Raw genomic sequence first — 19,707 nt, forward strand, 5'->3', positions numbered from 1 at the left:
GCCGTTCCTCACCCCGGCACACCTGTCTTCACCTGCCTCTTTCCCCCGCGCCGCGTTCTCCCATAACTGATCGAACGCGATTTTTCAACCGCCGGCGCCTCACCCGTCGCGCGCTTCAATTCCCGCACCTGATCGCGCAACAACGCCGCCTTCTCGAACTCCAAATTATTCGCCGCCGTGATCATCTCCTCCTCCAATTCGCGAACCGTTTCCGTCACATCAAAATTTTTATTGCCCTCCTGCAACACCGCGTTCGCCTTGTCATGCAGCGTTTGTTGCGATGCCAAACTCTCCTCCACCGCGCGGCTCACGCTTCGCGGCGTGATATTGTGCTCGGCATTATACGCCAGTTGCCTCGTCCGGCGATACTCCGACACCGCCAAAAATTTCTGGATGCTCTGCGTCTTCACATCCGCGTACAAAATCACTTCGCCGTTCAAATGCCGCGCCGCGCGTCCCGCCGTCTGGATCAAACTCGTGGTCGAACGCAAATACCCTTCCTTGTCCGCATCCAAAATCGCCACCAGCGAAACCTCCGGCAAATCGAGCCCCTCGCGCAGCAAATTGATTCCCACCAGCACGTCAAACTCTCCCTTGCGCAAGCTCCGCAAAATTTCCACCCGCTCGATCGCATCAATCTCGCTATGCAGATAACGCACATTGATGCCGATACCGCGCAAATACTCGCTCAACTCCTCCGCCGTGCGTTTCGTGAGCGTCGTGACCAGCACGCGCTCCTTCAACTCAATGCGTTTGCGCGCCTCTTCCAGCAAATCGTCTATCTGCCCCTTCAACGGTTTGAGCGTGATGCGCGGGTCAATCAATCCCGTCGGGCGCACGATCTGTTCCACCACCCGCCCGCGCGACCACTCGATCTCCTTCGGCCCCGGCGTCGCGCTCACATAAATCGTTTGGTTCTGCCAGCCTTGAAATTCCTCGAAGTTCAACGGCCGATTGTCCAGCGCGCTCGGCAATCGAAAACCATGATCCACCAGCACCGTCTTGCGTGAAAAATCCCCGGCGTACATTCCGCCCACCTGCGGAATCGTCGCGTGCGATTCATCCACCACCAGCAAATAATCCTGCGGAAAAAAATCGAACAACGTCGTTGGCCGCGAACCCGGCGCGCGTCCGCTGATATGCCGCGTGTAATTTTCAATCCCCGAACAAAAACCCATTTCCTCCATCATCTCCAAATCATATTCCGTGCGCATCTTGATGCGTTGCGCCTCAATTAGCTTCCCCTGCTTCTCAAACCACGCGATGCGATCGCCGAGTTCCTCGCGGATGGATAGCAGCGCCGGTTTCATTTTATCGGCGGGCGTCACGAATTGTTTGCCGGGAAAAATCGTCACCGATACCAGCGATTCAATTTTATTCCCCGTGAGCGGATCAAAACGCGTGATGCGCTCGATCTCTTCGCCAAAAAATTCAATGCGCAACGCGTCCTCGCGCCCCGCTGGGCAAAGCTCCACCGTATCGCCGCGCACGCGAAACTGCCCGCGCGTGAATTCAATATCGTTTCGCGTATAGAGCAAATCCACGAGCCGCTGAAGCAACTGCTCGCGCGTGATTTCCTGGTTCACCCGCAACGGCAGCACCAGCGCCTCATAATCCTCCTTGCTGCCGATGCCGTAAATGCACGACACACTCGCCACCACCACCACGTCGCGCCGCGTGAACAGCGAACTCATCGTCGAAAGCCGCATCCGCTCGATCTCCTCATTCACGCTCGAATCTTTTTCGACAAACGTATCCGTGCGCGGAATGTAGGCCTCCGGCTGGTAGTAATCGAAATAGCTGACAAAATATTCGACCGCATTGTTTGGAAAAAATCCTTTGAACTCCGCGTAAAGCTGCGCCGCCAATGTCTTGTTATGCGACAACACCAGCGTCGGCCGGTTCACATTGCGGATCACATTCGCCACACTGAACGTCTTGCCCGAACCCGTCACCCCCATCAGCGATTGATGCCTCGCGCCCGCAAGCAATCCCTCCGTGAGTTTCGCGATGGCATTCGGCTGGTCGCCGGCGGGTGAATAGGAAGAAACCAAATCGAACATGCGAGCAAATTAAAGGCGTTCCCCAAGAGTGTCAAACAAGTGAAGTTTTCACCTCCCCAACCACACCGCCCGATAAAACATCCCCACCGGATTCACCGGCAACGGCAACACAACATTAACTCCACTGGACGTAATTGTATTCGTGCTTAACCCGACCCAGTTGGGATTTTGCAGCGACGCCGTGCTCTCGATACGATAAATCGTATTGGTCGTCCCGCGCAGACCGATCCCTTGCGGCGTGATCACCAGCATCGGATTGGCCACCGTGTAAGAAATGCTCGACGCGGAAATAATCCCCGGCGTGACGGTAATGGATTGGTTCGTCGGCACGATCCATCCCGGAATCGGCTTGAACGCGATCACCACCGCGTTCGTCGAAAAAACCGCCTCGGTAAAATTAGTTACCGTCGAATAATTCGTGTGCGGCTGCAACAACCACGCCGCGCCCGCCGCCACCGCCGCTGGCGGCCCAAGCTCAACTTGCAAATAACCCGGATTCGCGAAGCTGACGGATTGATTCGGAACCACCGTGATGACGCCGCCGCCATTGAAGTTCGTGCCCGCATCGCCCAGCGTCGCCGCCAGCGTGATCAGGTTCGTCACGTTGCTGTCAATCGCCCGCACCACCGATTGCCCGTTTAGCGTCCCCAAATAAACTCCCGCCGGATAAAAATATCCGTTCAACTCCACATAAAACGGCCCGCCGCTGTTGCCCGGATAACTCAAAAACCACGACGCCGTATAAACCTCCTGCTGCGCCGCCGTCGTGTCCGACGCCAGGTTCAGCGGGTACGGTTGCGGCCCCGCTTGATACATCATGCCCGGGACGATGTTCGCCACGCCGTATTGCGAACCATCCACCGGATAACCGACCAGCATCTTTTCGCTGTTGCCACTCAGCCATTGATTTGGCACCGCATCCGACGGCAGGTAACCGCCGAACCCGCCGCCTGCGACTGCCGTCTGAAAATAAATCGCCGCCACATCCAGGTTGCGAGAGTCCGGGCTCGAAACATCCGGGCCGAACAAACCGCTGTTGAGGTCGTTCGTGCGCTGCGTCGCGTAGCCGCTCAACAAATACCACCCGCGCGCGATCTCCGCGCTCGGCACGTACGTCGGCAATTCCTTTTGCAAAAAGAAATACGCGCCGCTCGCGTACGATTGCGTTTCGTCGTCAAACAACAAATGCGCCGCCGTCAACACGACGTTCGTTTGCACCACCACGCCGCTGCCAAAACCCACGTCCGTCTGCAACTGCCCGTCAAACGCAAACGGAAAATTCGTCGCGTCCGCGATATTCGCCACCGGCACTGGCGTCGGCAAAAGCGTGTTGCCCGGCGGCGGCGCCGCGAACGGATAACTCACCGAAATCACCGTCGGCTGGCCCGCGAGCACCTGCACGGATTCATTCTCCGGCGTGGCGCGATTGGCAAATGGTCCCGCAAATTCGATCAGATAAGTTCCCACCACCAAATTCGTCGTGAAATTCGAAGCGAAGAACGGCGTCGTGTCGCCGAGAAAACGCCAGCCTGCGCCCGCCGGCGGATTCGCGCCCAGCGATATTGTCAGCGAACCGTCCGCGCTGTCCGCCTCCGAAGGAGCGCTGGTGGGAAAATAGCTATTCGTCAACTGCGTCACACCGCTGGCCGCCACGACGACGAAATTGCTGGTCGTGAGCCGCGGCGGAATGGCCAGCCAGCCCGGCACCTCACGAAATTCCACCGGATAATTTCCCCCCGCGAGATTTGTCGCCGTAAATCCGCTGTCGTGCCACGCGATCTCCCACGGAAAACGCCATTGCCCGTGCGCCTCGGACGGCAAAAGCGTGACCATCAGCGCGCCGCCCATCCCCGGTGTGACCACCGTCGTGTTCACCGGCGAGTAAGCCGTGAACTGCCCTTTGCGAATCGTATTGTTGAAAAAATCCGCCACATACAAATCGCCCGCGCCGTCCACGGCGATGCCTTGCGGATTATAAAACAGCGCCATCGTTCCCGCGCCATCCGCGCTGCCGCCGACCGGGCTATCAAACTGATTCAACACGGTCGAAAGCTGGCCGCCGATGGTGCTCACTTCCCATTGCGAGCCGACCGGCGTGAGTTTGCGGATGGTCGAACTGTAATTGTCCGCCACATATATATTAGTGCTGCCGTCCACCGCCACGCCCGCCGGGCTATAAAACTGAGCGTCCGTTCCCAGCCCGTCCGCCGTCCCTTCATTCCCGCCCGCGATGGTGCTCACCACCGCTTTTGCCGTGACCCGCCGGATCGCGAAATTGTCCCGATCCGCCACGTACAAATTGGTCGCGGCATCTATCGCGATCCCGTACGGAAAACCAAATCGCGCCGACGTCCCGGTGGCATCCGTCCCGCCCGGCGTGCCGGACTTCCCGGCAAACGTCGTCACCGCCCAGTTCGTCCCGTTCAACGTCATTTTGCGGATCGTAAAATTTTCCGAATCGCAAACATAAATATTCGTGTTCGCATCCAGCGCGAGTGCGGAAGGCACGTTGAATCGCGCCACGCTGTTGCTTCCGTTCGCGCTGCCGGAATGTCCCGCCAAACCGGCGATGGTCGTCACCACTCCCGCCGCCGTCACCTTGCGGATCGTGTGGCTTCCCTGGTCGGCAATATAAAGATTGCCCGCGTCATCCACGGCGATGCCATAGGGCGTGTTGAATTGCGCATTGTTTCCCGCTCCGTTCGCGCTGCCCATGTTCGACACCGAGCCCGCGAGCGTCGTGACTTCCGCTTCCGAACTGATTTTGCGAATCGTTTCGTTGCCCGAATCCGTCACATAAAAATTTCCCGCGTTGTCAATCGCCACGTCCGTCGGAAAACTGAACCGCGCGTCCTGGCCCACGCCGTCCACGTTGCCCGCGCTCGCCGCCAGTCCCGCCAGCGTGGTCACCACCGCCGCCGAAGTGATTTTGCGCACTTCATTATTGCCTGTGTCCGCGACGTATAAATTCCCCGAACTATCCACCGTGATTCCCTGCGGCGAATTGAAAAGCGCGTTCGTCCCCGTGCCATCGCTGTTGCCAAAAATCTGTTCACCATCGCCATCGAATTCAGTCTGCCCGGCAAATGTGTCCACCGTGTAATTCTGGCCGGACGGAGTCAGTTTTACGACGATGCAATTTTCGCTGTCCGTGACATAAACATTTCCGTCGTTGTCCACCGCGATTCCGCTCGGCCCGAAAAAAGGCGAATCCGCTCCGCCCCCCGCAATCGTCGTGTAACGCCAACTGCTTCCCTGTGGCGTGACCTTGATGGCCGTGCCCGCATCGAAATCCGCCACGTATAAATTCGAACTGGCGTCCACCGCGATTCCAATCGGCTCATTCAAATTGGCAACGGAACCGGGAAGCGTGCTCACCACCCAATTCGTTCCCACCAATGTGATTTTGCGAATGGCGGAATTTCCCGTGTCCGCCACGTAAAGATTTCCCGCCGCGTCAATCGCGATTCCCGACGGTGTGTCAAACGTCGCATTGGTCCCGATGCCATCCATGTTGCCGCCGAGCGGATCGCCGTCAGGATTGAAACGCGCAAAACCCGCCACCGTGCTCACCACCCAATTCGTCCCCACCGGCTGCAACTCGCGAATCTCGAAATTAATCCGGTCCGCGACAAACAGATTTCCCGAACGATCCACCGCAATCGCGCTGGGTTTCAAAAAACGCGCGTTGTTGTTGATCCCATCCGCGTTGCCGGTCGTTCCCGAAAAACCTGCGATGGTTGTCACCAAACCTGCCGCAGTGATCTTGCGGATAGTGTCGTTGTTCATGTCGGCCACGAACACAGTTCCATTGGAGTCCACCACCACGCCGGCCGGTTGATCAAATTGGGCCCGCTGACCGACGCCGTCCGCATTGCCGATTCCCGACGTACCCGCAAAAGTCGTCCAAGTGTAGGCGGACGAATTTCCCGACTGCGCCATCGCCGATTGAGCTAGAAAACCTGCCAGAAAAAACAGCCCTGCGAAACGCCCTCCCCGGGAAAAAATTGAGAACCATGATGCCATCATAATCAAAGTATGAAAACGACCCGAATGAAGTGTATTCTTACACCATTTTACCCCAAAAAAGCAAGGATTAGCGGCGGTCGAATTTCGTGTCGTGCCACTCCTCCGGAGCCAAAAAAATTCTGCTGCGAAATACTTTTATAAACATGACGCTCCTAACAGAACTTGGGGCCAGAGACTGCCTTTTAAGCTCCGTTAGGAGCGTCATGTTTATAAAAAAACCCTACAAAAACCAGGCTCCGTAGGAGCGGCACAAAACGCTTTTCATCCATGCCGTCCTCCGAGTAAGTGATAGTAATTGGAACTACTTTTTCCCCTCAGTTTTGAGAGCCCATATCGTCGGCGCCACAATCGGCAGGCAAATAATTGGGATATCCCTCTTCACTACAAAAAAATATTGCACGGCGGGCATTGGCGGATCGAAATGCGGTAATAATAATTCGCAGGCTAACACGCACAGCAATACGCCTGAGCTAATGATAAGAAGTTTATTGCGATTCATATCTCACCCCGCTTGATCACCATCAACTGGCGTTGCTCTTGCCCGGCAAAATTCTTTGCAACACCAGGTCTTTAAGCTCAACGGCGGGTGCCACCTTGAATAAAAATGCCACCGTCCAATAAGCCAGCGCCGCCACGGTCATTGGCAGAAAAACTTCGCCGATTTGGCGCACCAACCCTTTATGGCCGATGGCCGATTCCCATTTATAACTGATGCCCGCCGCAAGGACCGCCGCCACCGCGCCCGCCGCGAGGATTGGCCACATCATTTTCCGCAGGCTGGCAAATTCCAGCCGCCCCAGCTTGCGCCGCAGCGCGTAGAGCAGCAGCGAAACATTGAAGCACGCGCTGATGGTGTTGGCCAAACCGAGCCCGCCCTGGCGCAGCTTCCACACAAATGTCATCGCGAATATCAAATTGATGACGAGACACGCGATGCTGATTTGCATCGGCGTTTTGGTATCGCCGAGCGCATAAAAAGCCCGCGCCAAAATATTGACCAGCGAAAATGCCAGCAGCCCCGGTGAGAGGCATACCAGCGCCCACGTGACTTTCGCGGTGGCTTCGGGACCGAATTTGCCGTGCTCGAACAACAGGCGGATCATCGGCGTGGCCAGGAAAAAAAGCATCAACGTCGCCAGCAGGTTCACAAAAACCAGATAGTCAATGCCGTGGTTCATCGTGCGGCGAAACTCATCGTACTTTTTTTCCGCGGCTAACCCCGAGAGCGTCGGCAATAAATACGTCGCCAGCGAAACGCCGAACACGCCTTGCGGAAGCTCCATCAATCGCACCGCGACCACGAACGACGCTGCGATCGTCGGATCCACCCAGAATGCGATGCCATAAGTGGTGAGCATGTTGATTTGAAATGCCGCCACGCCGATCGTGCCCGGAATCATTTGCCGAACCACCCGCTTCACCGTCGCATCCTTCCACGGCGAAACCCAATGGTAACGAAATCCCTCCCCGCGCAGCCACGGAATTTGAAACAGCGCCTGCAAAACCCCGGAGGCCAGCACGCCGATGGCCACGGCAAAAATTTGCTGTTCGAGCGTCGTCCCCATGTGCGGCGCGAGGAAGAAAACCGAACTGATCATCACCACGTTCATCACCAGCGCGCCGCTGGCCGGAATGAAAAAATGCCCGCGCGCATTGAGCATCCCCATGAAAACCGCCGTCAGGCAGACCAGCAGCATGTAGGGAAACATCACGCGCAACAGCCGCAGCATCAGTTCGGTCTTTTCCTCGAATTGATGCGCCGCGAGCGCGACCGAGATGCCTAGGATCGCGAGCACACTGAGGGCGCTGGCCACCACCAGCAAACCGGAAATCACCGCGTTCGCCGCCCGCCACATTTCCGCTTCGGAAGTGGTTTTTTCCTTTTCCTTGAAGATGGGAATGAACGCCGCCGTCAGCGCGCCCTCGCCCAGCAGCCGCCGGAAAAGGTTCGGGATCATGAACGCCAGTTGGAACGCCCCCGCCACCATCCCCACTCCCATAAATGAGGCATAAACCATTTCGCGCACCATTCCCATGATGCGGCTCATCATGGTGGCGGCGGCAAGTCCCCCGGAAGATTTCAACATCTGCGACATCGCGAGTGGAGTGTAAGGACGGAAGTTTGCGGCGCAAGAATCAACTCACGCGCCGAAGAAAATTTGCCGGAACGCGCAAGTCCCGCGCGAAAATCGCCCGCGTCAAAGCGGAATTTCCTGGTTGTCGCGCGCGAATGAAAAAGGAATGTCCTGCAGCATCTTCGCGGCAAGTTTTTGCGTCCGCTTCAAGTCTTCCCAATACGGACGCCCCACATGCACGAAGACGATGCGCTTGATCTGCTTGCCTTGAAGATAGAGAAACAGATCTTCCGCGCGAAAATGCGCCAACTCGCACACCAGCAGGTCGAGCGGTTTTTTCAGCAGCGGCTCCAGATCTTCCGGGCAGCCGATGTCCGCGCTGTGGCCGATGCGCATCAACCCCTTCTCGATCAGGAAACAAAACGCCTCGAAATTTTGCTTATATTTTTTCTGGAACGCGCGCCGCAACTGTTCGAGATGCGTCGAGCGAAATGCCGTTACGATGCAATCGTCCGTAGCGACCGGCTTGTTCGGCTTGAGCGCCTCGAACTTCATCTTGAATTGCAGCAATTCGTCAAAGACCAAACCCGCGTGCAGCAGATTCTTGAACGGCTCGATGCCATCTCCCGGCATGCTGATGGGCAAATCTTTTTTCCGCTGCTCCAGCCAGAACCCTTGCATGAGCATGAAAAACCCCGCGATGTGGTCCGAATGCAGGTGGGAAATAAAAATGCGGTCCACCAAGTCGTAGTCGAGCCCGCTGGCCTTGTAACTGCGGCTGATCGGCTCGCCGCAATCTATCATGATGGTCACGTCGCCGAGGCGGTATAAAAAGGAGGCGTGGTTGCGGTCGCCACAAGGCCAACCATCGCCAACCCCGAAGAATTTTAATGCAAATTTTCCCATGTAAATTTCGTTCTGGCCTTGCTCGCCGTGATTATTACTAAAACACAAGGAATAGGACAAGCCCTGAACTCAGCAAATTTAATGCCGCGGCGGCGGATTCTCAGGATTGAATTTGCCCGTGATATTAACGGCCCAAAATGAAATTTTTGTAATGAAGAATTTTGAAGTCCGCGCTCTCCATCACCTGCTCCGCCAATTTGAATTGCGTCTCAAACTCGGGAAAAAAAGTATCGCCCTCAACCACCCGCTTGACGAGCGTCAGGTAAAGATCGCTGCATCGCGGCAAGGCCTCCTGGTAAATCTGCGCGCCGCCACAAATGAAAACCTCGCGCGCTTCGTGTTGCAGGTCTATCTCCCCGAGACTCGCAATCGTCCTGACGCCGGGAAATAAAAACGCTCCCCGGCTAACCACCATCGTCTCGCGATTCGGCAAAGGCCGCCCAATGGATTCAAACGTCCGCCGCCCCATCACGACGACTTGCCCCGTCGTCATTTTCTTGAACCACTTGAAATCCTCCGGCAGATGCCACGGAATTTTGTTCTCATGGCCGATGACCCGGTTCTCGGACATCGCCGCGATGGCTTTAAAATATTTCACGCAATCGCGGCGGCTAATTATTTCCCACCCCAACGCCAGCTTGGCTTCTCGCCCTTAATCCAGCAAATGCCGGTCAAAATAATTCCCATTCCGATAACAAAAGGAATGAACCACGCAAGATGTTTGTCCGGCCGCAGAAGATAAGCACCTAAATAAAGCGCCCCCAGCCACGTGATCAGAACCACCCAACCCTGCCAACAAACCGGTGGCCCCCAACCCCAGCCATAACGCTTTGCCGGGAACCAAATCTTTTTGTCTTTCGTCTCCATTCAACAATCTCTGTTGTCCGCCACTCGTTGTCAAACCGCAATCGGCGCCTTGATGGACGGATGCGGATCATATCCCACCAATTCAAAATCCTCGTATTTGAAGTCGTGAATATTTTTCACCGCCGGATTCAATTTCATCTGCGGCAAGGCCCGCGGCTCGCGCGTCAACTGCAACTTCGCCTGCTCAAGGTGATTGCTATATAAATGCAAGTCGCCAACGGTGTGGACAAAAGTTCCCGGTTTCAAATCGCAAACCTGCGCGACCATCAGCGTCAGCAGCGCGTACGACGCGATGTTGAACGGCACGCCCAAAAACAGATCCGCGCTGCGCTGGTAAAGCTGGCAGCTTAATTCGCCGTCGCTCACAAAAAACTGGAACAACACATGGCACGGCGGCAGCGCCATCGTTTCGATCTCGCCCGGATTCCACGCGCTCACGATGTGCCGCCGGCTGTCGGGATTTTTTTTGATCTGCGCGATGACCTGGTCAATCTGATTGATCGAACGCCCATCCGGCGTCCGCCAGTCGCACCATTGCGCGCCATAGACGCGTCCCAGATTTCCCTCTTCGTCCGCCCATTCGTCCCAAATGGTGACACCGTGTTCGTTCAAATATTTGATGTTCGTCTCGCCGCGCAGAAACCACAGCAGTTCATAAATGATGGACTTGAGATGCAGTTTCTTCGTGGTCAGCGCGGGAAATCCATCAGCGAGATTATATCGCGCCTGCGCGCCAAAAACCGCGTGTGTGCCGGTTCCCGTGCGGTCAGCCTTGAACTTGCCTTCGTTGAGCACCAGACGAAGCAGTTGTTGATATTGGATCATGAGTTAAATTTTCCGACCGCCGGCGTGGCCTTATATTGCGTTGTCGCCGTGGTTTTCACGAACGGCACTTTTTCCAATCGCAGTTCCTTCGCCACGTCATCCACGATCACCGCGATCAGGCTCTGCAAATTTCGCTTTTCCCAAACCAGATACCACGCGAACAACGGCACGCTCAGCAACAGCGCCCGCAGCCACGGCAACCATTTACCCACAACCCCAATCACGAGCAACTCAAAACCCAGCGCCGCCCAGAACGCCAGTTTGGCTTGCAGCGACCAGCCCGCGCGCAGCCGCACGTGAAACATTTTTTTCTGATCGGGATAATCTTCGCCCATGGTGGTTAATTGCAGGTCCGTCCACCGGCTGCCCAGCACTTCCACATCAAACTCACTCCAGCCGACGTCCGATTTGTTCGTCCAACCTTCGCGGTCGAGGCGCTCAATGATGTCGCGAACCAGTTGAAGACGGTCAACGCTTTGATCGCCCCAATAACAAAGTTCGCCGAGATTTTTCGCGTTGCTGCGCACGGCGACAAAATCAAGTGTCTCCTTGACCGGCGGCGTGGATTGCAATCCAAGCTGCCCCTGGTAACGCGCCCAACCGCGAGCGATCGGTTGCAGAAAAAATAGCAGCGCGACGACTGGCCGCGACCACCAGCGCCGCTTGTTTTTGGGCAGAACCGCTTGCGCGCCCGCGACGAGGCAAACCATCAGCGACAACGCCAGGCTCGCGATCGCCAGCGGGAACAGCCAGTGAAACGTCGAGGACAACGCCACCAGCGGCAGCGTCGTCAACACCTGATACTCAAGGCTGCTGAAGAATGAAAGCAGTCCGACCGGTTGCGATGTGTAGAGCGTTTGAAACCAACTGCTGCCAAACACGCCGTGATAAATGATCGGCGAGCGCACAACGATACCGTGCTTGGACGCCGTATAAATGCGTCCATGCCACATGCTCGAGCCGAACATGTTAAAATATTCCGGGTGTTTGCGCACCAGCAGCGCTTCCGCTTCGCCGTAGCCGCTTTGCTGCTTGAGATACGCCGCGACGGTCGAACGGCGATAGTGCCACACAAAACCTGCCGGGCTGAAACCGATCTTGAGGCCGCGTTGTTGCAGCCGCCAGCAAAGATCCACGTCGTCGCCCGCCTGCCGAAAAATGGGATCGAACGCGCCAATCTCCAACAGCGCCCATTTATAAAACGCCATGTTACAGCCAGGAATATGCTCGGCCTGCCGGTCGGTGAGCATCACATGAGCGGGACCGCCCGGGGAAACAAGTACCGCCGCCGCGACGCATGAATCATCCGGCGGTAAAAAATTGTGCCCACCGATTCCCACAAATTCGCTGTCCAGCAAATCGCCCACCAGATGATAAAGCCAATCCTCATCCGCGCGGCAATCGGCGTCGGTGAAGGCCACAATTTCGCCGGTGGCAGCCGAAATGCCAGTGTTGCGCGCCACAGACAAGCCCAGATTTTTTTCGTGCCGGAAGCATCGCACCTGCGGATGCGCGGCGGCGATTTGCGGCGTGGAATCGCTTGAGCCATCATCCACCAAAATCACTTCGTAGTCGGGATAATTTAAAACCTTGAGCGAGTCGAGGCAGGCGTTGAGCGTGCGTTCGCCCTGGTAACTCGCCACGACCACCGACACGCGTGGATGCCGCTTGAGCGGAAAATACGGCGCGAGCCGGAACATCTTTTGCACCGCGCGGAACGAATCTTTCCGCTGCCGGTCTTCCGTGGTGAGCCCCATCTTCCAGTCTTCGATGCGCTGTCCGCCGCGCCACCAGTCATCCGTGTAACTGAAAACCACCGTGCCGGCCAAACCCGCGCGAAAGGCCGTTTCAATTTGCCACGACAAAATTTCGCACTTGCGCGGCTCGCCTTCGCGCAACGAATCAATGCCGAATTCACCCAGCACCAGCGGCCGGGTGTCCGCAATCATTTGCAGCCGCGCCAAATAATTTTTGAATGGCTGCTGATGGTGCAGATAAACATTGAAGCAAAGAAAATCCAGGCTTTGCGGGCGCAGAAATTCCGTCGGCGGATAATTCGTAAATGTGCACAGGCAGTCGGGATCAATCGCCTTGGCCTCGGCCACAAGTTCATCAATGAAATCCTCGACCGCGCCCGCGCGGCTCCAGCGCACGATGTCCGGCGGAATTTCATTGGCGATGCTGTAGGCGAACAGCGCCGGATGGCCCGCGCAATTCCGCGCTGCTTTGCGCACCGCTTCGCGCGCTTCCTCGCATTGTTTGGGCGAATCGAGAAAACAAAGATGCTTGTTCCACGGAATGTCCACGAGCGCCTTCAGGCCATGCTCGCCGGCGAGGTCGAGAAACCAGCGCGGGGGAACGTAGTAAACCCGGATCAGGTTCGCGCCGAGTTCGCGGATTTGCGCAAAGTCGCGCGCGGTCTGCTCGGGCGACGCAAAATTTCCCGCGCTGCCATCAGGCGCGAACGGGCCGTAGGAAACGCCCTTGAGAAAGAATTTCTTTCCGCCGAGGCGGAAGAATTTGCCATCCACGGTGACGCGGCCTGAACTGGTTACCGGAGAAACCATGTGACTTAGACGGCGGCTGCCCGCGCTTTAATCATGGCAATTTCGCACAGTTTTCGCCCCGTATCCACCGCCCGAAATCATTCAGCCGGCTTGGCTTTGCTCTTGGCCTTGGCGCGCGGTTTGCGGACTTTCAACTGCGGCGCATCCCCCCAAAGTCCTTCGAGATTATAGCGTTCGCGCATGTCGGAGCGCATGACGTGGACGATGACATCGAAATAGTCCAGCACGACCCACGCGGTTTCCAGCGTGCCGTCCACCGCGCGCGGGCGCAGGCCGTAATCGTCGCGCAGCTTGTCGGTGATCTCGCCGGTGATGGCGCGCAGGTGCGGTTCGCTGGTGCCGGAAGCCACCACAAAATAATCCGTCACGGACGATACCTCGCGCACGTCCAGAATCACGATATTCTCCGCCTTTCGGTTGTCCGCGAGTTCGCGGCAGAGCAAAGCCAGTTTTTTAGAATCCATCTATCGCAGCTTCCCTCAATTTCGCTCAAAGATAAAGCTGATAATTACGAATAGCCTCGGCCACCGCCGGAACCACCAAATGGTCTATCGGCAAGCCCGCCTTCACCCGCGCGCGAATCTGCGAGGCCGACACCCCCAGCGGAAAGCCTTTCAACGTCCGCCCCCGAAACGGCGCCGCGAAGGCCGCATCCGCTTCGCCCGGTCGCGGAATGGCGATGAATTCGACCAGCTTCGCAAGTTCATCCGCCTCGCGCCATTTCGCCAGTGATGGAACATGGTCCGCGCCGATCAAATAAAATAATTCCGCGTCCTGGAAACGGCGGCGATAATCCCGCACCGTGTCTATCGTGTAGGAAACTCCGCCGCGTTCGACCTCTTGGGTATCAATTTCGCACCGCGATTTCCCCGCCAGCGCGAGCCGCAGCAAACGCGTGCGCTGCGCGGACGGCGTCGGCAACGCATCCGGTTTGAACGGGGATTGCGCGGCCGGAATAAAAAATAATCGTTCCAGCCCCGCCTCCTCCATTGCCGCCTGCGCCACCAGCAGATGCCCCAAATGAACCGGATCAAACGACCCGCCGTAGAGGCCGATTTTTTTGAGTGAGTTCAAAACAATTTAATTTCCGAAGCAGCCAATAAAATTAGTTTCACAAAATCATCTATAATCCGCGTCCACACATCCCAACGGACCGCGGGTCTGTGACCCGCAGCAAGGTCCATCCGGTCAAGCCGCTCTTGGCTCAGCCTAAAGCGCCAATCTTCTTTGCGCGTTGCTGCGGGTCATAGACCCGCGGTCCGTGCGGAAAAATGTCATCTTGCGCGACCGGAATTTAATCTTCCTCAACAACACCGGTTGATCCCGTCAAACCGTTTCTCCGTCATTTCAACGTAAAGTTCCTCCGGCGATTTCCCGCAATCCGCTTTGCGCTCGCCCAGCAAATCCACCTTGAGTTCCGCGCACGGACAATTCAACGCGAGTTGCTGCGCGCGCTCCAGATGCGCCTCGCCGGACAATTCCTTCGCCAGCGCGCAGCCGAGCGCCACCAGTCCGAGCACATTGGCTGGCCTGTCTGCCAATTCATATTCCGGCAGCCACACCGCTTCGCTCTCGTGCAGCTTCACATTTTTTCCGCGCAGCAACCCATACCATTCCCAAACGCTGATCACGGAAATAATCGCCACGAGCAACATGAACAAAGCCGCCACCGCCGCGTCCAGGCGATCATTGAATTGCAATCGGGCGCGCCGTATTTGCAATCCGCCCAACTCCTCCACCAGGCCTTTGACCGATTGCGGGTTCTGTGTGTTGTCGAGAATTTTGACGATCTCGCTCGCCCGCATCTCTGCGCGAAAAGTTTCAAATCTGGCTGCCGCGAGAAAACCGATGCGCGGATCGGGACTATAAATTTTCTGCCAACCCGCCGTCATCGTCACGATCAGCAACCACACCAGCGGTATGAACACGATCAATGCGAACGCCGGTTTTCCAATTTTAACCGGCTCAGCTTGTGCTGTAGCCCGCGGCGCTAATTGCATTTTCAAAACCACCGTCGTCGCCAGGCACAAAGCAATCGCCGCCAGAAGCTGGTTCGCGATTCCGAACAGCGGCCATAGTGAATTGATGCCACCCAGCGGATCGCGAACGCCTTGGATCAAAAAATATCCCCAGCACCCGACCATGACCACGCTCGCCCCGGCGTTGGCCACTAGATTTTTCGTATCGCCCAGCGGCGCCCACACGTTGCCCAAAACATCCTGCAATAAATATCGCCCCACGCGCGTGCCCGCATCCAGCGTCGTCAGGATGAACAACGCCTCGAACATGATCGCAAAGTGATACCACAGATCGAGCCCGTGGCCGCGAACCACTTTGGAAAATATTTGCGACATCCCCACCGCGAGCGTCGCCGCGCCACCCGTGCGGCCAAACAAAGTTTTTTCACCGCTTTGCGCGGCGAGTTGCGCCATCTGCGTGGTTGTTACCGGAAATCCCCACGACGAAACTCTGGCCACCGTCGCCGCCGGGTCGCCTTTCATGTTCATGCTCAGGTAAACTCCCGGCTGCAACGTGCACGCCGCGATCAACGCCATGATCGCCACCAGCGATTCCAGGCACATCGCGCCGTAACCCACCGCGCGCGCATGCGTTTCGCGTGACATGATTTTCGGCGTCGTCCCGCTGGCGATCAAAGTGTGAAAACCGGAAATCGCGCCGCACGCAATCGTGATGAAACAAAACGGAAATAATTTTCCCGGCACGACCGGTCCCGTGCCATCAATGAAGCGGCTCAACGCCGGCATTTGGAGATGCGGCAGCACCAGAAAAATTCCCAATGCCAGCGCGAAAATCGTGCCCAGCTTCATGAACGTGCTCAAGTAATCGCGCGGCGCAAGCAGCAGCCAGATCGGCAGCACGCTCGCCGCCAGGCCATATATAATAATAGCCCACGCGAGCGGTTCGGGTTTGAACGCCAATGCATGCGCGAGGTTCGCGTGGCTCGAAACGAATTGTCCGCCCCACACCGCGAGCAGCAGCAGCACGACGCCAATCGCGGACGCTTCCAAAACTTTTCCCACACGCACAAAACGCAGATAACCACCCATGAACATCGCAATGGGAATCGTCGCGCCCACGGTGAAAATTCCCCACGGACTTTCCGCCAGCGCATTGACCACGACCAGCGAGAGCACCGCGAGCAAAATAATCATGATGGCGAGAATAGCCATCACGGCGACAAACCCGGCGGTGGTGTTCATCTCTTCCTTGACCATTTGCCCGAGCGATTTTCCGTTGCGCCGCAGCGAACTGAAAAGGATCACAAAATCCTGCACCGCGCCGCCGAGCACCACGCCAATGAGAATCCACAGTGTCCCCGGCAAATAACCAAATTGCGCGGCGAGCACCGGTCCGACCAGCGGCCCCGGCCCCGAGATCGCGGCGAAGTGATGCCCAAAGACGATCCACTTGTTCGTCTTCACGAAATCTTTGCCGTCGTCCTTGACCTCGCACGGCGTGGCGCGGCGGTCGTTGAGCATCAGAACACGCGCCGCGATCCACTTGGAATAAAAGCGATACCCAATCGCGTAGCTGCAAAGCGCCGCGATCAGGATGTAAATCGAATTGATGGAATCGCCGTGGTGCGCCGTGAGCACCGCGAACGCCAATCCGCCCGCGAGTGCCACGATCAGCCAGAACACATTGGCCAGAGTAATTTTCATGCAAAAGCAAACTCGTGCTATCGGCTATTCATAAAACAAAACCAGCCCTGACACTAGGATTTTCAGATTTGAAAAAGGCTTCGGTCCCCCACCACATCCTTGCTTCTCATCTATAAATAATCACTGTATCCCCACCCACCCCAAACCGCCGCGCAAATTCTTTCGACACCACCGTTTCAACCTTCATCCCCTCGCGCACGACAAACAACGCCGCCAACCCGCGCTGCCCATTGATCAACTTCATCCCCCGCTCCACGCCCATGATCGCTGTCGGTGTATCGAGGCCATCAGTGATTGTTGCATTCGGACCAATGATCGTCGTCTGAATATGATTCGTCATCCCCAACCCGGTTTGCGGATCAATGATGTGCGAGTAACGCACGCCGCCGATCTCCACATTTTGTTCCGAATCGCCCGAAGTAGAAACCCCCGCGTTCGCCAGCAGCACCGTCCGCGCCAGTTCCCCCGCCGCGCCGTCCAGCGCCGCGATTCCCACACGCCAGCCCGCCTTGCCTGGCGGCGCGTCGCCGATCGCAATGTCCCCGCTCGCCGCGACCAGCGCGCGCGTGACGCCGTAGCGTCGCATTTTTTCCAACGCCCTGTCCGCCGCGTAACCTTTCGCGATGCCACCCAAATCCAGTTGCATGTCCGGCGCCAGCAACGTCACCGTTTTCGTTTTTGCATCCAGCCGCACGTGTTCATAGCCCACATTCGCGCGCAATCGCGCTAATTCCCCCGCACTCGGCAAAATCTTGCTCTTCCGCGCCGCCCGCCACGCCCGCACGAACGGCCCCACCGTGATGTCGAACGCCCCGTCCGTCTCCCGCGCCACGCGCAACGATTCCGCGAGCAACTCAAACAATTCCGGGCTCACCCGCGTCGGCTCGCCCACCGGTCGCCGGCACAGTTGCATCAACTCGCTCGACGGATCGTAATCCGTCATCATGCGATCGAGCTTCGCCACTTCCGCAAACGCCGCCTCCGCCGCCGCGTTCGCCTCGCCCGCGTCACGCGCGTAAAGCGTGATGCTGAACAACGTGCCCATGTGCGGCTCGTTGAATTCAAAACGCGCCAGCGCCTCGCTGTCTTTTACCGAGTGACAACCCGCCAACAGCAGCGCAACCATTCCGCAAAAAAATAATCCCGCCAATCTTCTCAAATGATTTGTGCCTCCATGAATTTGCGTGCGCACATATTTAAAATAAAACACCGGCGGGCAATCTGCGCCGCCGGCGCTTTCGCGAAATAAAATAATCTTCTAAACGATTAAACCACTTTCTTCAGCCACTCTGGATCGCCCGGAATTGGCATCGGATAAAGCCCGTCCGGCCCGACCGCCGCCTTCGGAATCGCGTCCCACGAATATTCGCTCGGCGCCAGATTCACTTCCGAATTCAACGCTTCTTCCCACGTGATTTCCCGGCCCGAATACGTCGCCATGCGGCCCATGATCGCGGTCAGGGTGCTGTTCGCGCCGTAGATGATCAGTTCGTTATAAGGCGTGTTGTTGCGGATCGCGGCGAAGAGATCGTCGTGCTCGACTTGATACGGCGAAATGTGCGAGGTCTTGCCGTCCTTGAATTGCCACGCGTTATCTCCCTTGATGATGAAATCGCGGCCATCCTGAAGATCCGCGGTGCCCTTCGTGCCCACCGCGTGTTCAGAAACCGCGTCCCAGCAACCCTGCATGTGCCGGCATTGGCTGAACATCCGCGAACCGTCCGCAAATTGATACTCCACCGCGTGATGATCAAAAATTTCTCCGTTGTCCGCGACGCGTTTGGTTTGGCAGCCGCCCATTCCCACCGCGCGAATCGGATGCGCCTGCTTGATCCAATTGCCCACGTCCAAATTATGAATGTGCTGCTCCACGATATGATCGCCGCACAGCCACGAAAAATAATACCAGTTCGTCATCTGGAATTGCATTTCGTTCATGCCGGGTTTGCGCGGGCGCAGCCACGGCCGGTTGCCATTCCAATAAACGCGCACCGTATGGATGTCGCCAATCGCGCCGTCATGCAACCGCTTCATGGCTTCGATGTATTGAATCTGGTGATGCCGCTGGAAGCCGACGCCAATCTTGAGATTTTTTTGCTTTGCGATTTCCGCCGCCGCCAGCACTTTGCGGATGCCCGGCCCATCCACTGCGACGGGTTTCTCCATGAAAATATTTTTTCCCGCCGCCACCGCCGCTTCAAAATGAATCGGGCGAAATCCCGGCGGCGTCGAGAGGATCACCAGGTCCGCAAGCGGAATCGCTTTTTGATACGCGTCGAACCCGATGAACTGGCGGTCTTCCGGCACGTCCACGCGGTCGGGATGCGCCTTCTTCAAATTCTCCAGGCTCGATTTCAAACGGTCGTCGAAAGCATCCGCCATCGCGACGAGTTTCACATTCCCCTTCGTGCTCAACGCCTGCGCCGCCGCGCCCGAACCGCGGCCGCCGCAACCAATCAGCGCGATCTTGATCGTGTCGTCCGACGCCGATTGCGCCGACGCGCTGCCGAGCAACGCACTGCCCACCACCGCCGCCGAAGTGGTTTTGAGAAAACTGCGGCGATTTAATTGCGATTCAAATGAGGACTGATTTGTTTCGTTCATATAATTATATTTGTAAATGTGGCCAACGAATCTCGACGGCGCGCTCATGGGTTCGCTGGCAAACGTATTCTTCCCCATCCCAACTGAC

The 19,707-nt window shown here is 57.0% G+C and carries 13 protein-coding genes; all 13 read right to left on the minus strand.

Going from position 1 to position 19,707, the window contains the following annotated elements; all coding sequences use genetic code 11:
* Nucleotides 1-8: 8 nt before the first annotated feature.
* Nucleotides 9-2,063, minus strand: a complete 2,055-nt coding sequence (gene uvrB, locus VH413_19650) for an excinuclease ABC subunit UvrB (GenBank protein ID HEX3800917.1) — start codon at nucleotides 2,061-2,063, stop codon at nucleotides 9-11.
* Nucleotides 2,064-2,111: 48 nt separating this feature from the next.
* The gene (locus VH413_19655) at nucleotides 2,112-6,092 is read right to left on the minus strand and encodes a hypothetical protein (GenBank protein HEX3800918.1); all 3,981 of its coding nucleotides are present in this window, start codon (nucleotides 6,090-6,092) and stop codon (nucleotides 2,112-2,114) included.
* A 521-nt stretch (nucleotides 6,093-6,613) separates the two neighbouring features.
* Nucleotides 6,614-8,188, minus strand: a complete 1,575-nt coding sequence (gene murJ / locus VH413_19660; protein HEX3800919.1) for a murein biosynthesis integral membrane protein MurJ — start codon at nucleotides 8,186-8,188, stop codon at nucleotides 6,614-6,616.
* Nucleotides 8,189-8,290: 102 nt separating this feature from the next.
* On the minus strand, nucleotides 8,291-9,133 hold the full coding sequence (locus VH413_19665; protein ID HEX3800920.1) for an MBL fold metallo-hydrolase: 843 nt from the start codon (nucleotides 9,131-9,133) through the stop codon (nucleotides 8,291-8,293).
* A 64-nt stretch (nucleotides 9,134-9,197) separates the two neighbouring features.
* The gene (locus tag VH413_19670; GenBank protein HEX3800921.1) at nucleotides 9,198-9,671 is read right to left on the minus strand and encodes a dihydrofolate reductase; all 474 of its coding nucleotides are present in this window, start codon (nucleotides 9,669-9,671) and stop codon (nucleotides 9,198-9,200) included.
* Between the two features lie 17 nt (nucleotides 9,672-9,688).
* The gene (locus tag VH413_19675; protein HEX3800922.1) at nucleotides 9,689-9,940 is read right to left on the minus strand and encodes a hypothetical protein; all 252 of its coding nucleotides are present in this window, start codon (nucleotides 9,938-9,940) and stop codon (nucleotides 9,689-9,691) included.
* Between the two features lie 30 nt (nucleotides 9,941-9,970).
* Nucleotides 9,971-10,765 (minus strand): thymidylate synthase, encoded by a 795-nt coding sequence (locus VH413_19680; protein ID HEX3800923.1) that lies wholly within the window; start codon nucleotides 10,763-10,765, stop codon nucleotides 9,971-9,973.
* On the minus strand, nucleotides 10,762-13,332 hold the full coding sequence (locus VH413_19685; protein HEX3800924.1) for a glycosyltransferase: 2,571 nt from the start codon (nucleotides 13,330-13,332) through the stop codon (nucleotides 10,762-10,764). The genes VH413_19680 and VH413_19685 overlap by 4 nt, the downstream gene beginning before the upstream one ends.
* Before the next feature lie 77 nt (nucleotides 13,333-13,409).
* Nucleotides 13,410-13,796, minus strand: a complete 387-nt coding sequence (rsfS, locus tag VH413_19690) for a ribosome silencing factor (GenBank protein HEX3800925.1) — start codon at nucleotides 13,794-13,796, stop codon at nucleotides 13,410-13,412.
* A 25-nt stretch (nucleotides 13,797-13,821) separates the two neighbouring features.
* On the minus strand, nucleotides 13,822-14,406 hold the full coding sequence (gene nadD, locus VH413_19695) for a nicotinate-nucleotide adenylyltransferase (GenBank protein ID HEX3800926.1): 585 nt from the start codon (nucleotides 14,404-14,406) through the stop codon (nucleotides 13,822-13,824).
* Nucleotides 14,407-14,636: 230 nt separating this feature from the next.
* Nucleotides 14,637-17,015: a carbon starvation CstA family protein gene (locus VH413_19700; protein HEX3800927.1), complete on the minus strand. Its 2,379-nt coding sequence runs from the start codon at nucleotides 17,013-17,015 to the stop codon at nucleotides 14,637-14,639.
* 106 nt (nucleotides 17,016-17,121) lie between these two features.
* Nucleotides 17,122-18,141 (minus strand): FAD:protein FMN transferase, encoded by a 1,020-nt coding sequence (locus VH413_19705; protein ID HEX3800928.1) that lies wholly within the window; start codon nucleotides 18,139-18,141, stop codon nucleotides 17,122-17,124.
* Nucleotides 18,142-18,281: 140 nt separating this feature from the next.
* Nucleotides 18,282-19,619, minus strand: coding sequence for a Gfo/Idh/MocA family oxidoreductase (locus tag VH413_19710; protein HEX3800929.1), 1,338 nt, complete (start codon nucleotides 19,617-19,619; stop codon nucleotides 18,282-18,284).
* Nucleotides 19,620-19,707 lie beyond the last annotated feature (88 nt).

Source organism: Verrucomicrobiia bacterium, assembly GCA_036268055.1.
Lineage (GTDB): Bacteria > Verrucomicrobiota > Verrucomicrobiia > Limisphaerales > Pedosphaeraceae > DATAUW01.

Excerpts from the sequence above, each read along its gene's own strand:
- uvrB (HEX3800917.1), bottom strand. The coding sequence starts at position 2,063 with ATGTTCGATTTGGTTTCTTCCTATTCACCCGCCGGCGACCAGCCGAAT.
- VH413_19655 (HEX3800918.1), bottom strand. The coding sequence starts at position 6,092 with ATGATGGCATCATGGTTCTCAATTTTTTCCCGGGGAGGGCGTTTCGCA.
- murJ (HEX3800919.1), bottom strand. The coding sequence starts at position 8,188 with ATGTCGCAGATGTTGAAATCTTCCGGGGGACTTGCCGCCGCCACCATG.
- VH413_19675 (HEX3800922.1), bottom strand. The coding sequence starts at position 9,940 with ATGGAGACGAAAGACAAAAAGATTTGGTTCCCGGCAAAGCGTTATGGC.
- VH413_19680 (HEX3800923.1), bottom strand. The coding sequence starts at position 10,765 with ATGATCCAATATCAACAACTGCTTCGTCTGGTGCTCAACGAAGGCAAG.
- VH413_19685 (HEX3800924.1), bottom strand. The coding sequence starts at position 13,332 with ATGGTTTCTCCGGTAACCAGTTCAGGCCGCGTCACCGTGGATGGCAAA.
- rsfS (HEX3800925.1), bottom strand. The coding sequence starts at position 13,796 with ATGGATTCTAAAAAACTGGCTTTGCTCTGCCGCGAACTCGCGGACAAC.
- VH413_19700 (HEX3800927.1), bottom strand. The coding sequence starts at position 17,015 with ATGAAAATTACTCTGGCCAATGTGTTCTGGCTGATCGTGGCACTCGCG.
- VH413_19705 (HEX3800928.1), bottom strand. The coding sequence starts at position 18,141 with ATGGTTGCGCTGCTGTTGGCGGGTTGTCACTCGGTAAAAGACAGCGAG.
- VH413_19710 (HEX3800929.1), bottom strand. The coding sequence starts at position 19,619 with ATGAACGAAACAAATCAGTCCTCATTTGAATCGCAATTAAATCGCCGC.